The following is a 15,681-nucleotide window of genomic DNA, read 5'->3' on the forward strand; positions in this document are numbered from 1 at the left end:
AGACTTCACGAAACTGTTGTAGAGCCTCTTTTGTTCAAAAAACACGAACAGTCTGTCCCAATATATTGTCCAATGAGAGTGAACAATGGGGCGGTTTTGGTGGGCTTTCAGCCGGCACGCTGTTCAGAAACCATCGCGGGAAGCGACGCTTTGGGTCGCGATGACGAACCAGTCAGGTCTTTCGGCGGAAAGACGCGCGGCTGCCTGTTCAGCGGCTGCCATGTCTTCAAAGATCGCATAGCAGGTGGCACCGGAGCCCGACATCTGCGCATGGAGCGCTCCGCTTGCACGAAGCAGATCGAGCGTGGCGCCGATCCGGGGGGCGAGTTTCAGCGCGGGGGGCAGAAGATCGTTGCGGGTGGTTTGCAGATAAGCGCAAAGGGCGCCGACATCCGCAGGCGAAGCAAGGTCGAGCGCCGGATGGTCGCGTTTGTCGAGCGCGCGAAAGACATCCGGTGTCGCGACAGCGGTTCCGTCATTGACGAGCAGCATGGGCAAGGCCGGCAATCCGGCAACGGGGGTCAGGTCTTCCCCGATGCCGCGCGCGGCCAGGGGCGTGCCCTTCAATGCGCCGTGGAGGCACATGGGCAGGTCGGCGCCGAGGCGGAGCCCCATCGCGGTGAGCCGCTCGAAACCGAGATCGAGCCCCCACATTGCATCGAGCGCGAGCAGCGTTGCGGCCGCATCGCTCGATCCGCCGCCGATGCCCGAGGCAATCGGCAGGTTCTTTTCCAGATGGATGGCGACCGGCGGCAAAGCCCTTTGCGCATGTTCGCGCAAGGCGTTGCGGGCCTTGAGCACCAGATTGCCGCCATCGAGCGGTATGCCCTTTGCAAAAGGACCGCTGACCGTGAAACTGTCCTCATCGGCAGGGCTGACGCGAATAATGTCGCCATAGTGCGCGAAGACCACCAGCATGTCGAGCAGATGATAGCCGTCGTCCCGACGCCCTGTCACATGCAGCGCCAGATTGATCTTGGCCAGAGCCACACGCGTCACCGCCTGTATATCCCCGGCCTGTGCGGATGTTTCGGTTTTCGGGGAAATCGTCATTTCGGTCGGGGCTGAGAATGGAGATAACAGGCGGTTGGGCTGCGGCAAGCGACCGAGCCGCTTCGTCGGCAAGCTTTCCCGCGGGAAAGGTCAGTCCTTCTTGACGTAATATTCGCCGGTTTTCGGGTCCTGCACGAGCGTGCCATGCGCCCGGTTCTGCGCTTCCTTTTCCGCCTGACGCACACGCTGGGACACACGCGCGGCCTCACGCTTGAACGAGCGGTAGCCGTACCAGGCGGCGGCGATGATCAGCAGCAGAAAAATGAGCTGGGGCATGGCCTCAAGTCCTCAAAGGTTGCATCTCGGATTGCCGGATCGCAATGGCCGAAATGCCGGGTGTTCGTGAAGGGGCGGCAAGCGGCCCGCCCCACTTTATGACACCTTATCATGGTGAAACGAAGGAATTCAAAGCATTGGTGCGAAAATCCATGCCGATTTTCGCCCGTGCCCCCGTTTTTAAAGGCCATAGCGGGCCCAAAGTGCCTTTTCTTCGGCGACCGACAGCAGGCCGTCGCCGAGATGCGCGGCAATGGAAGCCGGTTCAATCTGACCGAGCGCCATATCGACTCCGGGCACCTTGCGCCCCAGAAGGCCGCGCTTCTGTTCCACCAGCTTGAGCTCGACCTTGTCGCCATAGGTTTTGCGCAGGAAGCTGCGCATGTCGCCAAGCCCGTCGATCAGGCCAAGCTGTTGCGCCTTGATGCCGGTCCAGAACAGGCCGGTGAACAGGTCCTTGTCGTCTGCGAGCTTGGTTCCGCGCCGTTCCTTCACCATGTCGATGAAGGTCTGGTGGATTTCGAGCTGCAATGATTTCAGCCGCTCGACATCGGCTTTCTTCTCCGGCTGGAAGGGATCGAGCGTCACCTTGTTGGAGCCGGCCGTATAGACCCGGCGCTCCACGCCGATCTTCTTCAAAAGCTCGGGGAAACCGAACGAGGCCGAGACGACGCCGATGGAGCCGACGATGGATGACGGATCGGCGATGATCTCGTCACCGGCCAGCGCAATCATATAGCCGCCCGATGCGGCGACATCTTCGACGAAGATGAACACCTTTTTCTGATGCTCGGCGGCGAGATCGCGGATACGCCGGTGGATCAGCCGCGACTGCACCGGCGAACCGCCGGGCGAATTGAGCGAAATGGCGACGGCGGGCGCTTCCTTGTCGGTGAACGCTTTTTCAAGGATAGCTGCCGTCGACGCCAGCGAAAGCATCGGGCGGAACGCAGACCCGCCGGACATGATGGCGCCATGCAGCCGCACAACGGGGATCTCGATGGATACCGGGCGGAAGCGGCGTGGGATGAGGCGCGTCAATAAACCGGGCAAGGTGAACTCCTGCTGACTGAAATAATTCCAGCCAAATGTAGGAAGCGATATGGAAAACACAAAGAAAACCGCCCGGAAATTTTGGTTGCCGGGCGGCGGTGTCGTTTTCGTCAGGTGGTTTTCGGCTTTGTCACCAGCCGCAGCAGAATATAGCCGCAAATGGCCGACAGGCCCGATCCGGCCAGCACGCCGATCTTGGTTTCCGCCTGCATGAGTTCCGACGGGAAGGAAAGGAGGCCGATGAAGATGCTCATCGTAAAGCCGATCCCGCACAGGACCGCCACGCCATAAAGCTCAATCCATGTCGCGCCCAGCGGCTTTTGCGCAAGGCCGGTCTTGATCGCGAGCCAGGCCGCGCCGAAGACGCCAAGCTGCTTGCCGATGAAGAGGCCGAGCATGATGCCGAGCGTGAGCGTGTCCCGCATCACCGAAACGTCAAGGCCCGCAAACGATATGCCCGCATTGGCGAAGCCGAAGACCGGCACGATGATGAAGGCGACAGGCTTGGCCAGCGCATGTTCCAGCATATGCAGCGGCGAGGTCATGTCGTCCGGTCTGCCGGGGGCGGGTTTCAGCGGAATCATCAGCGCCGTCACCACGCCGGCAACCGTTGCATGAACGCCGGAATTCAGCACGAAGAACCACAGCAATGCCCCGCCGACAAGATAGGGCAGGAGCTTCATCACGCCCATCCGGTTCATCGCGAACAGGACGAGGGCGGTCGCAAAAGCGCCGCCGAGATAGGGCATGGAGATTTCGGCTGTATAGAAGATGGCGATGATGACGACGGCGGCGAGATCGTCCAGAATGGCGAGCGTTGCCAGGAACACCTTGAGGCTGGAGGGAACCCGCGACCCCAGAAGCGACAGCACGCCGAGCGCAAAGGCGATGTCGGTTGCCGATGGCACGGCCCAGCCGCGCACCTTGGCCGGGTCGTGCCAGTTGAAGGCGGTGAAGATGATGGCAGGCAAGATGACGCCGCCCGCAGCCGCGATGCCGGGCAGCATGCGGTTTGGCCAGCTTGCCAGCTGCCCGTCGAGGATTTCGCGTTTGATTTCCAGACCCACGAGCAGAAAGAACACCGCCATCAGGGCGTCGTTGATCCAGTGCGCAAGGCTGAGCGGCCCGATATAAAGGTGAAGCGCCTCGAAATAGGTCTGCGAGAACGGCGAATTGGCCACGATGAGCGCAAGTGCCGCCGCTGCCATGAGGCTTATGCCGCCTGCGGATTCGCTATCGAGGAAGCGCCGCATGATCGATACGGGGCGGCTTTTGTTTGGGCTGTGGTTCATCGGTTCCCGTTGCCTGTTCTGGTCGTTTTATTGTGTGCGCGTTTTCGGCAAAGGGGCGGCGGGGAGCCGCGGCGCGAAAATCGCAGATCCAGGAATATTGGCTCGAATATCGGGTTTCAATCAAAATCACCGGCGGTGAGGCAAATCGATATAAAGCATGTCTCCCGAAAGTGGGTACCGGTTTCGGGATAAAGACATGCGTGGAAATAGAAGTTTAAAGCATGTCTCCCGAAAGTGGATGCCGGTTTCGGGATAAGGACATGCGTGGAAATAGAAGTTTAAAGCATGTCTCCCGAAAGTGGATGCCGGTTTTCGTTTCAGAGAAGGGCGTCGAGACCGTTATTGATGCTGTCGGCGCGGGAGGTGAAACCGTGTCCCTCGCTGCCGTGAAGGATGAGCGCGGGCATCAGCGAAAGACCGGCGCGGCTCCCGCGTATGCCGGTGACGACGATGCGGATCGCTGCCGAATCGGCGCGCGGCTGGATGGGAACGATCTTCACGCCGCCAAACCGTCCAGACAGGGATTCGAGGATCGGCGACATGGAACCGGGCCGGGCGATGATGGCTATGCCGCCGCCGGGCTTCACAATGGCTGCCGCAGTGCGCACCCATTGCTCGAACATGCCTTCGGGCATGACATGCGCTTCCGCCTTCAACGGATCGGGCGTGCTGCGATCGCGCGCTTCGTTGAAGGGCGGGTTCATGATGGCGAAATCGAAACTGTTGTCGGCAAGGCCGGCGGCGATGCGTGCCTTGCCCTTCAGGGACACATCGGCCTCGATCACGCTGACGCGGCCCGCCAGCGCGGCATTCAGCGGATGCGCAACGCTTCTGCGGGCAAAGCCGGCCATGAAAGCGGAGCGTTCGACAAGGACGATATTGGCGCCTGGGCAGCGGGCGGCGACGGCAAGGCCCGCAGCACCCGCGCCGCTGCCCAGATCTGCCACACGCCCGGCAAAGCCGTTTGGAACGGCGCTCGCCAGAATCATCGCATCCACGCCCGAACGATGGCCTTTCAATGCGGGCTGGACGAGATGAAAAGCGCCGCGATGAAACACATCGAGTGTTTCTCCGGTTTCATCTTCGGTCTGCGAACTTGTTTGCGAATTCATCGATCGCGCAATTCGTGTTCAATCTCGGCATCGACCAGAATTTGCCGTGCTTCTTCCAGCTGGTCCTCGCTGACCAGCAGACGGCGCGGCAGCACGCCGAGCGAGCCCTCGATGATGCTCATATTGGTGTCGGCGATGAAATAGGCGATCCCTGCCTCTTTCATCAAGGCCTCTGCAAAGGACAGCAGAACGGAATCATTCGTACGGATAAGTTCGATCATCTGGACAGTTTGTAGCGAACGCAACGCATTGACAACAGCTTCCTTCAATGATGAACAGGCGTTGGAAGTGTAACGCTTTGAGGGCGCTTTGGGGGCAGTTGCGTCTTGAGCAATCCGGTCCGCTTCAATAATGTGGCCGGGCAGCTAGGAGAAATGGCATTGGGTGTGGTTTTGAATCTGGACGGTAAAAAGAAGCAGGAAGGATCGGTTCAGCCGCTTGTCGATCTGACAAAGGCCGACATGGCGCGGGTGAACGAGCTGATCCTCTCTCGGGCCGGGTCCGACGTCGAAATGATACCGGAAGTCGCCAATCATCTGATTTCCTCCGGCGGCAAGCGTCTGCGCCCCATGATGACGCTCGCCGCTGCCCGCATGTTCGATTATGAAGGCGACGGCCATGTGCGGCTCGCCACCGCTGTCGAATTCATGCACACGGCCACGCTCCTGCATGACGATGTGGTCGATGAAAGCGATCTGCGGCGCGGAAAAAGCACGGCGCGCATGATCTGGGGCAATCAGGCCAGCGTGCTTGTCGGCGATTTCCTGCTGGGGCAGGCGTTCAAGATGATGGTCGATGTCGGCTCGCTCGATGCGCTCGACGTTCTGGCTACCTCCGCCTCCGTCATCGCGGAAGGCGAGGTCATGCAGCTTGCCGCCGCCAAGAACATGGAAACCACCGAAGACGAATATCTGGCGGTCATCAAGGCCAAGACCGCGGCGCTGTTCTCGGCAGCCGGTGAAGTCGGCCCGATCATCGCGGGCGCGCGGCCGGCGGAGCGTGCGGCGCTGCGCGATTATGGTCTCAATCTCGGCCTTGCCTTCCAGCTTGTCGATGACGCGCTGGATTATGGCGGCTCGGCAGTCGATCTCGGCAAGAATACCGGCGACGATTTCCGCGAAGGCAAGATCACGCTTCCGGTGATTCTGAGCTATCGCCGGGGCACCGACGATGAGCGCGCTTTCTGGAAACACGCCATCGAGGACGGTGCGAGCGACGACGCCTCGCTTGAAAAAGCCATCGGCCTGATGACGAAGCACGGCGCGATTGCCGACACCGTGCAGCGCGCGCGGCATTTCGGCGAAATTGCCCGCGATGCCCTGGCGCCTCTGAAAGCAACGCCGCAGAAGGATGCGCTGATCGACGTCATCGATTTCTGCATCAGCCGTGTGAACTGACCCGGCAATAGCCGCAAACCCGGCCAGTATTTCTTGCGGGCGAATAAGACGTAGGAAAAGCACCCCATCACGGATGCTTTTCTTGCCCCGCCATCCCAAAAAGGCCATGCTTGGGGCGCCTTTTCCGGCAAGGAGACAATGTGTCCCGGCTTTTGAGGGTTTGCTTGCCGGAATCTGTCACAGGGATTTGAGAAGAGGATAGGGCTTTATGCGGCAAGGATCGAAATACCGCCCGCTTTATGGTTTGCTGCTCTCGCTTCTGGCGGGAATCGCATTCCCGACAAGCGGCGCTTTGGCCAGGGCGACAGTCGATCCCGCACCGCCTCCCGTCCGCGCCGGTTCTTTTGCCGGGGCCTATCTTGCCGGACGCACCGCCGAATCCGACAATAATCTCGCCACCGCCATCGATTTCTACCGCCAGGCCATGGCGTTTGATCCCGGCAACGCGCAGATCAAGCAGGATCTGCTGCTGGTTCTGCTGACGGAGGGCCGCTTCAAGGAGGCGCTGCCTCTGGCGGAAGAACTGAAGAACGTTCCGGATATCGAGCGCTTTTCGCGGGTGGCGCTGGCCATCGACGCCATCAACCGCAAGCAATACCGCAAGGTCGGACCGCTTCTGATGCTGTCGCTGCAATCCGACATGGATCGCCTTGCGACCGGTTTCATGAATGCGTGGGTGAAGGTCGGGCAGGGCAACCCGAAGCAGGCGCTGGCCGACATCAAAAAAATGGAAGGCCCGGAATGGTATGACCTGTTTCTGACCTATAATTCGGCACTGATCGCCGATCTTGCCGGCCAGAAGCAGGAAGCGCGCGATTTCTACCAGCAGGCCATCGACGACCGCCCCGGCGGAAGTGCCGCGCCCGACACCTATGAGCGCGTGGTCATGGCCTATGCCTCCTTCAAGCTTCGCCATGGCGACAAGGAAGGCGCGATCAAGACGCTCAAGGATGCCGAGGAGCTTCTCAATGGCCGCATGACGATCACCGAAATGCGTGAAAAGATCGAGGCTGGCGAGAAATATGGCCGCCTGATCAAAACCGCGCAGGAAGGTGCCGCCGAAGCGCTCTATACGCTCGGCACCGCGATCAACCGCAGCGGCGCGGAAGCCTTTGCAAAATTGTATCTGCAAATGTCGCTGCCGCTGCGCCCGGACAATGACGCAACGCTTTATCAGCTGGGCGATATTTCCGCCAAATTGCGCCAGCCGGAAAAGGCCATCGACTATTATGGCCGCGTGCCGGAAAACTCGCCCTATCGTCGCGATGCGGAAATGCAGCGCGCGCTCAATCTGGCGGAAAACGACCAGTCGGCGGAAGCCGTCAAGCAGTTGAAAATCCTGCTTGGCCGCGACAAGACCGACATGCGCACCTATCTGGCGCTGGGCGGCGTCTATGCGCAGGACAAGAATTTCGCCGATGCGGCAAAGATTTACGATGCTGCCGTGGGTGAGATCAAGACGCCGGAACGCAAGGACTGGCCGGTTTTCTACCAGCGCGGCATTGCCTATGAACGGCTGAAGGAATGGGACAAGGCCGAGCCCAATTTCCGCAAGGCGCTGGAGCTTTATCCGGACCAGCCGCAGGTGCTGAATTATCTGGGCTATTCCTGGGTCGACCGGGGTGAAAACCTTGATGAAGCGCTGGGCATGATCAAGAAGGCGGTCGAGCTGCGCCCGCAGGACGGCTATATCGTCGATTCGCTTGGCTGGGCCTATTACATGCTGGGCCGCTATGACGAGGCGGTGGTCGAACTGGAAAAGGCGGTCAAGCTGCGTCCGGAAGACCCGACGATCAACGACCATATGGGCGACGCCTATTGGCGTGTGGGCCGCCAGCTTGAGGCGACATTCCAATGGCACCATGCCATTGCCGGCAAGCCCGAGCCGGAAGATCTGGTCAAGATTGAGGAAAAGCTGAAGAAGGGCCTGCCGGATATTCCGGGACAGTCTTCCGTCAATGCCGTAAAGCCTGCCGAGCAGAAGCCGGAAGCCCCCGCGCCATCGAATGCGCCTGCTGCACCTTCTGACAAGGCTCCTGAAAAGCCGGTCGCAGACTAGATCCTGAGCCTAAGGATGATAATGCAGGTTGCCGGTTTCGGCGTGATGTGACACCGAAACCGGAAGCCTGTGCTTGACCCTGCCGTGCTGACAAATTAGACCGGGCCATCATTTCCATTACAAGGCCCGACCCCGTGTCCAGTCCATTGCCAGCACATATGCATCCCACCCGTTCCTTTCAGGGTTTGATTCTGACGCTCCATAACTATTGGGCGGAACATGGTTGCGCCATTCTGCAACCCTACGACATGGAAGTGGGGGCCGGTACGCTGCACCCGGCAACGACCTTGCGCGCGCTCGGGCCGCGCCCGTGGAACGTGGCCTATGTTCAGCCCTCACGTCGCCCGAAGGATGGCCGCTACGGTGAAAATCCGAACCGTCTCCAGCACTATTACCAGTATCAGGTTCTTCTGAAGCCAAGCCCGCCCAATTTGCAGGAACTCTATCTCGGTTCGCTGAAGGCCATCGGCATCGACATGAACCTCCACGACGTGCGCTTTGTCGAGGATGACTGGGAAAACCCGACGACGGGTTCGTGGGGCCTTGGCTGGGAATGCTGGTGCGACGGCATGGAAGTGTCGCAGTTCACTTATTTCCAGCAGGTTTGCGGCATCGAATGCTCGCCGGTGGCCGGTGAGCTGACCTATGGTCTGGAGCGCCTCGCCATGTATGTGCAGGGTGTGGACAATGTCTATGACCTCAACTTCAACGGCCTCGAAGGCGATGAGAAAGTCACCTATGGCGATGTGTTTCTGCAAGCCGAGCAGGAATATTCCCGCTATAATTTCGAGATCGCCGATACCGAAATGCTGCATCAGCACTTCATCGATGCCGAGCGCGAATGCGAAGCAATCCTGAAAGCGGGCGCTCCACAAGAGGCGGGAAGTGCCGAAGGCACGAGAGGGAACGTTCATAAATGCGTTTTCCCGGCCTATGACCAGTGCATCAAGGCATCTCACGTGTTCAACCTGATGGATGCGCGCGGCGTGATTTCCGTTACCGAGCGCCAGAGCTACATTCTGCGCGTGCGCAACCTCGCGCGCCAGTGCGGCGAGGCATTTCTGCTCACCGATGCAGGCGGCTTTAATTATAAGAACGAGGCTGTGTAATGCCTGATTTGTTGCTCGAACTCTTTTCGGAAGAGATCCCCGCCCGCATGCAGCGCAAGGCTGCCGGTGATCTGAAGAAGATGATTACCGATGGGCTGGTGGAAGCCGGCCTGACCTATGAGGCCGCGACCGCCTACTGGACGCCGCGCCGTCTGGCGCTCGATATTCGCGGCCTGACGGTACGTTCCAAGGACGTGCACGAGGATATCAAGGGGCCATCTGTTTCCGCGCCGGAACAGGCCATTCAAGGGTTTCTCCGCAAGGCTGGCCTCAGCGATGTTTCTCAAGCCCATGTCCACTCCGATCCGAAGAAGGGGGATTTCTACGTCGCCCATCTGACGAAGCCGGGCCGTGCGGCGGAAGAGATCGTCGCCGACCTGGTGCCGCAGACGATCCGCAACTTCCCATGGCCGAAATCCATGCGCTGGGGTGCGGCATCTGCCAAGCCCGGTTCGCTTCGCTGGGTGCGCCCGCTGCAATCGATCCTCTGCACCTTCGGTCCCGAAACCGAGGAAACGCAGGTCATCGATTTCGATGTCGACGGCATCAAGTCGGGCAATGTCACCTATGGCCACCGTTTCCTGAGCGACGGTCAGGCGATCAAGGTGCGCCGTTTCGAGGATTATGTCGAAAAGCTCGAAAAGGCTTTCGTGGTGCTCGACGCCGAGCGCCGCAAGGAAATCATTTCCCAGGATGCGCGCAATCTCGCCTTCGCCTCCGGTCTTGAACTGGTGGAAGACGATGGGCTTCTGGAAGAAGTGTCCGGCCTGGTCGAATGGCCGGTCGTGCTGATGGGCGAGTTCGAGGAAGAATTTCTGGCCATTCCGCCGGAAGTCATCCGCCTCACCATCCGTGCCAACCAGAAGTGTTTTGTCACCCGCAAGCAGGGCGAGGCGGAAGCGCTTTCCAACAAGTTCATTCTTGTGTCGAACGTCGCCGCCCGCGATGGCGGCACGGAAATCGCCTATGGCAATGGCAAGGTGGTGCGTGCCCGCCTATCGGATGCGCTCTATTTCTGGCATACCGACCAGCATGATCTGCCCGATCTCGACAAGCTGGCGGCCTCATCGCAAAAATTCGGCCTTGATCTGAAGAAGCCGCTCGATCAGCGCATGGCGCGTCTCGATGCATTGAATGTGACCTTCCATGCCAAGCTTGGCACGCAAGGCGCACGTGTCGAGCGCATCCGTGAACTGGCATCGCAGATTGCGCCGCTGGTGGGCGCCGATCCGAAGCTTGCCGCCCGCGCGGCCGTGCTTGCCAAGGCCGATCTGCAAACCGAAGTGGTTGGAGAGTTCCCCGAGCTTCAGGGCGCCATGGGCCGCAAATATGCGTTGCTTCAGGGCGAGGATGAAGCCGTCGCTGCGGCACTGGAAGAACATTACAAGCCGCAAGGCCCGTCCGACGTGGTGCCGAAGGACCCGGTTTCGGTTGCTGTGGCTCTGGCCGACAAGCTCGACACGCTGGTCGGCTTCTGGGCGATCGACGAAAAGCCGACCGGCTCGAAGGACCCCTATGCGCTGCGTCGTGCGGCTTTGGGCGTCATTCGTCTGCTTTTGTCGCAGGAATGGAAATTCCCGCTGCTGCCGCTTTTCCGCTCGGCCTTTGCCGCGCTGCAGGAAGGTCAGGTGCAGCGCAAGCTGCGCGCGTTCGAGGCAAAGCTTGCCACGGAGAATTCCGGCGATGTGGATGGCGAGCAGGACGTGGACAATGCACTCGCCAATTACGAGAAGGAAATTCGCGCCGAAGCCGAAGCTTCTTCCGGGCCTGTGCTGGCCGATCTCCTCTCCTTTTTCCACGACCGTTTCAAGGTCCATCTGAAGGAAGAGGGCGCGCGCTACGACGCCATCGACGCCGTGCTGACGCCGGAAGCCGACAATCTGCTGCTGGTTGCCCGTCGTCTGGAAGCGCTGATCGTCTTCATCAACGAGGAAGACGGCAAGAACCTTCTGGCCGGCACCAAGCGCGCCGCCAATATTCTCGCAGCCGAGGAGAAGAAGGGCACGAAGATTGCCGACCGCGTCGATGCGGCCTTGCTGCGTGAAGCGGAAGAAAAGGCGCTGTTCGAAGCCGTCACCTTGGCCTCGCGCGAAGCCGAGGAAGCCATCGCCCGCGAAGACTTCAACGGTGCGATGCGGGCGCTTGCCAAGCTGCGCGGTCCCGTCGATACATTCTTCGACAAGGTGCTGGTGAACGACGAGGACGAAAATGTCCGCGCCAATCGTCTGGCATTGCTCGACCAGATTCGTGCGGCAACCGGCAAGGTGGCGGATTTCTCGAAAATCGCGGGCTGATAATCAGTCCCAAGCGGCTCCTTTTTCCCTCATCCTGAGGAGCCTCCTGAGCTTTGCGAAGGAGGCGTCTCGAAGGGCTGATGGAAAACGCACTGCGCCTACAGCACCCTTCGATTTTTGGGGCCCCGATCTTTCGAGATGGCCCTGCGGCCCTCCTCAGGATGAGGGACGAAGGGCTGACGGTATTTTATTTCAAACCGGGTCTGAGTTCGAGCGAGCTGAGGTCGATTTCGTCCGATGCCCCGGCCCAGGGATCGCCGACGACCCGCACCGGTCTGTTGGGGTCAAAATCCTCGACCGGCGTGGCGGCAGGCTCAAGCATATCGTCGGGGACGGGCTGGCCCTGCATGCGCGCCATATAGGCGCGGGCGCGTTTGCGCCGGGCTTCGATATCCTTCTGCGCGTCCATCGCAGCGGCCTGTTTTTCCGCGCAGGGGCCGCAGACCGGCAGGCCGTTTGCGCCGATCCTGTCATAGCCGATATAAGCAATGGAACCGACCTGATAGGACGATGGTGCGCGTTCACCCCCGTTTGCGGGCGCAATTGCGGGCAGTCCGATGGCCGTCAGCGAAATGGCGATAAATCGCGATAACATAATTCCCCTCACGCATGAATAAATCCATCTTGCCTTGAAAAACCTAACAAAACGCAATTTTCCATGCGCAATCATCATCGGCTTGTCGCAATTATGTCTCCATCAGCGATGAGCTTGCTTGCACAGGGGCCTGAGCTTGTGTAGGCAGAACGGGCATAATTTGGGACGCCCGCGAGGCGAAAACCAGTGTCCGATACAGTCAAATTCGATGATGAGGCAGTCCAGCGCGCGGTGGATGTGCTGCGGCGCGGCGGGCTTGTCGCGATCCCCACGGAAACGGTCTACGGGCTTGCGGCCGACGCCGCCAATGGCGAAGGCGTCGCCGGAATTTTCGCCGCCAAGGGGCGTCCGCAATTCAATCCGCTGATCGCCCATGTGAACGGCATCGCCATGGCCGAACGCCATGTGGTTTTCGATACCGTCTCACGTCGTCTTGCGGAAGCCTTCTGGCCGGGGCCGCTCACCATCGTGCTGCCGCTGAAAGACCGGCAGGATACGGAGCGCCCCATCCATCCCCTTGTGACCGCCGGGCTTTCGACCCTTGCCGTGCGTATGCCGCATGGCCGTGTGCGCGATGTCATCACCGCGCTGGACAGCCCCGTCGCGGCGCCGAGCGCCAACACTTCGGGCCGCATCAGCCCGACGAGTGCGGCGGCAGTGGCGGGCGATTTGGGCGGGCGGGTTGACCTCATTCTCGATGCGGGGCCTTGCGGTGTCGGTGTCGAATCCACCATCGTCAAGGTGGAGGGTGATCATGTGCGCCTGCTGCGCCCCGGCGGGCTTGCGGCGGAAGAGATAGAGGTGTTTCTTGGACAAAGGCTCCTGCGGGCTGAACATGCCGCTGCCATTCAGGCGCCGGGCATGATGGAATCGCATTATGCGCCGGACGCATCGATGCGGCTTGCGGTCAGCGATGTGAAGCCGGGCGAGGCGCTTCTGGCCTTCGGCCCGCACCGCGTTGCTGAGAGCGACCGCGCGGCAGCGGTTCTGAACCTCAGCGAGACAGGCGATCTGCGCGAGGCGGCGGCCAATCTGTTCGATTTCATGCGCAGGCTGGACGCGACAGGTGCTGCCGCCATCGCCGTTGAACCCATCCCCCTTGACGGTCTCGGCGAGGCCATCAATGACCGTTTGAAACGCGCGGCGGCCCCGCGTTAACATCCTCCTATGTAAGAGACAGAAAATGCCGGATACTGCCCTGATCGAACGTTTCGCAGCCATTGTGGGTGAAAAGAACGCGCTCACCGCGCCGGAAGATATCGCCGCCTATCTCGTCGAGCAGCGCGATCTCTATCACGGTCGCACGCCGCTCGTGCTGCGCCCCGGTTCGACGGAGGAGGTTGCGGCGATCATGAAGCTTGCCACCGAAACCGGGACGCCCGTTGTGCCGCAGGGCGGCAATACGGGCCTTGTGGGCGGGCAGCAGCCCGATGAAAGCGGCTCGGCAATCATTCTGTCGCTTGGCCGCATGAACCGCATCCGCAATCTCGACACGGTCGGCAATCTGGTGACGCTGGAAGCGGGCGTGATCCTGAAAAACCTGCAGGATGCAGCCGAAAAGGCGGGTCGCCTGTTTCCGCTGTCGCTGGGGGCGGAAGGCTCGTGCCAGATCGGCGGCAATCTGGGCTCCAATGCGGGCGGCACGGCGGTTCTTGCCTATGGCAATATGCGTGAGCTTTGCCTTGGCCTTGAGGTGGTGCTGCCGACCGGCGAAATCCTGAACGATCTTCGTTATGTGAAGAAGGACAATACAGGCTACGACCTGAAAGACCTTTTCGTCGGTTCCGAAGGCACGCTTGGCGTTATCACGGCGGCGGTGCTGAAAATCTTCCCGCAGCCGAAGGGCAAGGGCGTGGCTTATGCGGGCCTGCGCAACCCGGAAGATGTGCTGCGCCTGTTCCAGCTTGCGACCGAACATGCAGGCCCGTCGCTCACCGGCTTCGAACTGATGCCGCGCGTCGGCGTGGAATTTACCGTGCGTCATGTCGATGGCGTGCGCGATCCGCTGGAAGGCCCGCATGACTGGTATGTGCTGATCGATATTTCCTCGTCCCGCTCGGAAGAGGATGCGCGCACGACGCTTGAAACCATCCTGACGGAAGCCTTCGAAAACGACATCATCCAGGATGCCGCCATTGCCGAAAGCGTCGCGCAGGCGCAGTCCTTCTGGAAGATGCGCGAGGAAATGTCCTGGGCGCAGAAGCCGGAAGGCGGCTCGATCAAGCATGACATCTCGGTGCCTGTCGCTTCCATCCCCGCCTTCATCCACGAGGCCAATGCGGCGACGCTCGACATGATCCCCGGCGCGCGCGTGGTCTGCTTCGGCCATATCGGCGATGGCAACCTGCATTACAATGTTTCGCAGCCTGTCGGCGCCGACAAGGAAGCCTTTCTCGCCCGCTGGCATGACCTCAACCACCGTGTCCACACGATTGTTGCAAGCTATGGCGGCTCGATCTCGGCCGAACACGGCATTGGTCAGCTGAAGCGCGAGGAGCTTGCCTTTTTCAAGCAGGATATCGCGCTCGACCTGATGCGCCGCATCAAATCGGCCTTCGACCCGGCGGGCATCATGAACCCCGGCAAGGTGTTGTAGGAAAAGAAAAGCGGCCCTCATGATCGGAGGGCCGTTTCTTAGAGCATTTCGAGCAAAAGTGCGAAGCGGTTTTGCGTCCGGAAATGCGTAAAAACAAAGAATGAGAGCGGTTCCGACGATTCCGTCAAAACAGGAACCGCTCTATGACTGTTCGAAATCGAAATCGTCATCCAGCGGAAGGGCCGGTGGGCGTTCGCGTCCATGGCGGATGGCAAAGATAAGGATGGCGTCGGTGCGGATTTCGTAATCAATGAGATAGGCCCCCATCACAAAACGACGAATGCCGGGGATGGGTAACTCCTCGGTGAAATGTCCCATCTGCGAAAATTGGCCAAGATCGCGTTTCAGCCGTTTCAGGTCTTCGCTCAATTGCTGGGCCGCCCGTGGACTGCGCAGCTTCAGATAGGCGATTTCGGATTTGATATAGTCCCGCGCTGCCGGAGAGACGATAACTTTCACGCAGCCGCACCCTTACTGATCGCCTCCGCTTCCTCGATGACCGTATCAAGATCAAAACCTTCGCCATTTTCGATGGCGCGGCGGGCCTTGGCGATATCCCTGATCTCCTTGCCTTCGGCTGCGAGATAGGCCTTCAATGCCCGCACGATGACCCAGCTTCTGCTGCGCTGCGAGATGCTGGCGATTTCCTCGATCTCCGCCAATATGTCATGCGGGATACGCATGGTTATCGGGTCTGATAGATGTTGATTTTTCATGGTTTTCCCATCCGTTTGTAATACAAAATAGCTCGATAAGGGAAATTCGTCAAATACTGGCAGGTGCGCTTGGGAGAGGGGCGCAGCAAATTTTAGAGCGGTTCCGGTTAAAGCGGAATCGTCGGAACC

General features: G+C 60.0%; 15 protein-coding genes. 6 read left to right on the top strand and 9 right to left on the bottom strand.

Annotation, left to right across the window (positions count from 1 at the left end; genetic code table 11):
• Positions 1-123: 123 nt before the first annotated feature.
• The 6 genes from AVM02_RS08330 to AVM02_RS08355 form a co-directional block, all read right to left on the bottom strand.
• Positions 124-1,053 (bottom strand): 4-(cytidine 5'-diphospho)-2-C-methyl-D-erythritol kinase, encoded by a 930-nt coding sequence (locus AVM02_RS08330; RefSeq protein ID WP_411506501.1) that lies wholly within the window; start codon positions 1,051-1,053, stop codon positions 124-126.
• A 90-nt stretch (positions 1,054-1,143) separates the two neighbouring features.
• Positions 1,144-1,329, bottom strand: a complete 186-nt coding sequence (locus AVM02_RS08335; protein WP_122003158.1) for a hypothetical protein — start codon at positions 1,327-1,329, stop codon at positions 1,144-1,146.
• A gap of 180 nt (positions 1,330-1,509) precedes the next feature.
• On the bottom strand, positions 1,510-2,382 hold the full coding sequence (locus AVM02_RS08340) for a S49 family peptidase (protein WP_411506502.1): 873 nt from the start codon (positions 2,380-2,382) through the stop codon (positions 1,510-1,512).
• A 110-nt stretch (positions 2,383-2,492) separates the two neighbouring features.
• Entirely contained in the window at positions 2,493-3,674 is a 1,182-nt protein-coding gene (nhaA, locus tag AVM02_RS08345; protein WP_411506503.1) for a Na+/H+ antiporter NhaA, read from the bottom strand.
• Positions 3,675-3,991: 317 nt separating this feature from the next.
• The gene (locus AVM02_RS08350; protein WP_411506504.1) at positions 3,992-4,786 is read right to left on the bottom strand and encodes a tRNA1(Val) (adenine(37)-N6)-methyltransferase; all 795 of its coding nucleotides are present in this window, start codon (positions 4,784-4,786) and stop codon (positions 3,992-3,994) included.
• Positions 4,783-5,007 (bottom strand): DUF2007 domain-containing protein, encoded by a 225-nt coding sequence (locus AVM02_RS08355; RefSeq protein WP_411506505.1) that lies wholly within the window; start codon positions 5,005-5,007, stop codon positions 4,783-4,785. The genes AVM02_RS08350 and AVM02_RS08355 overlap by 4 nt, the downstream gene beginning before the upstream one ends.
• 159 nt (positions 5,008-5,166) lie before the next feature.
• Here AVM02_RS08355 and AVM02_RS08360 point away from each other — a divergent pair, with 159 nt between their 5' ends.
• The 4 genes from AVM02_RS08360 (at position 5,167) to glyS (ending at position 11,645) form a co-directional block, all read left to right on the top strand.
• Positions 5,167-6,183 (top strand): polyprenyl synthetase family protein, encoded by a 1,017-nt coding sequence (locus tag AVM02_RS08360; RefSeq protein WP_411506539.1) that lies wholly within the window; start codon positions 5,167-5,169, stop codon positions 6,181-6,183.
• Between the two features lie 208 nt (positions 6,184-6,391).
• Entirely contained in the window at positions 6,392-8,242 is a 1,851-nt protein-coding gene (locus tag AVM02_RS08365; protein ID WP_411506506.1) for a tetratricopeptide repeat protein, read from the top strand.
• A gap of 158 nt (positions 8,243-8,400) precedes the next feature.
• Positions 8,401-9,351, top strand: a complete 951-nt coding sequence (locus AVM02_RS08370) for a glycine--tRNA ligase subunit alpha (RefSeq protein ID WP_411506507.1) — start codon at positions 8,401-8,403, stop codon at positions 9,349-9,351.
• Positions 9,351-11,645 carry a glycine--tRNA ligase subunit beta gene (glyS, locus tag AVM02_RS08375; RefSeq protein ID WP_411506508.1) on the top strand — a complete coding sequence of 765 codons (2,295 nt, stop codon included), beginning with the start codon at positions 9,351-9,353 and terminating at the stop codon, positions 11,643-11,645. Before AVM02_RS08370 ends, glyS begins: the two co-directional genes overlap by 1 nt.
• A gap of 187 nt (positions 11,646-11,832) precedes the next feature.
• On the opposite strand, the gene AVM02_RS08380 is transcribed toward glyS, so the two are convergent.
• Positions 11,833-12,240 carry a hypothetical protein gene (locus AVM02_RS08380; protein ID WP_411506509.1) on the bottom strand — a complete coding sequence of 136 codons (408 nt, stop codon included), beginning with the start codon at positions 12,238-12,240 and terminating at the stop codon, positions 11,833-11,835.
• Positions 12,241-12,426: 186 nt separating this feature from the next.
• Here AVM02_RS08380 and AVM02_RS08385 point away from each other — a divergent pair, with 186 nt between their 5' ends.
• Together AVM02_RS08385 and AVM02_RS08390 are read left to right on the top strand one after the other, a co-directional pair.
• Positions 12,427-13,398, top strand: a complete 972-nt coding sequence (locus AVM02_RS08385) for an L-threonylcarbamoyladenylate synthase (protein WP_411506510.1) — start codon at positions 12,427-12,429, stop codon at positions 13,396-13,398.
• Positions 13,399-13,423: 25 nt separating this feature from the next.
• Positions 13,424-14,836 carry an FAD-binding oxidoreductase gene (locus AVM02_RS08390; RefSeq protein WP_411506511.1) on the top strand — a complete coding sequence of 471 codons (1,413 nt, stop codon included), beginning with the start codon at positions 13,424-13,426 and terminating at the stop codon, positions 14,834-14,836.
• Positions 14,837-14,977: 141 nt separating this feature from the next.
• Here the strand turns inward: AVM02_RS08390 and AVM02_RS08395 are convergent, their stop codons facing one another.
• Both AVM02_RS08395 and AVM02_RS08400 read right to left on the bottom strand, forming a co-directional pair.
• Positions 14,978-15,295, bottom strand: a complete 318-nt coding sequence (locus tag AVM02_RS08395) for a type II toxin-antitoxin system RelE/ParE family toxin (RefSeq protein WP_411506512.1) — start codon at positions 15,293-15,295, stop codon at positions 14,978-14,980.
• On the bottom strand, positions 15,292-15,552 hold the full coding sequence (locus AVM02_RS08400) for a CopG family ribbon-helix-helix protein (protein WP_411506513.1): 261 nt from the start codon (positions 15,550-15,552) through the stop codon (positions 15,292-15,294). Before AVM02_RS08400 ends, AVM02_RS08395 begins: the two co-directional genes overlap by 4 nt.
• Positions 15,553-15,681 lie beyond the last annotated feature (129 nt).

Source organism: Brucella anthropi (assembly GCF_046630315.1).
GTDB lineage: Bacteria > Pseudomonadota > Alphaproteobacteria > Rhizobiales > Rhizobiaceae > Brucella > Brucella anthropi_A.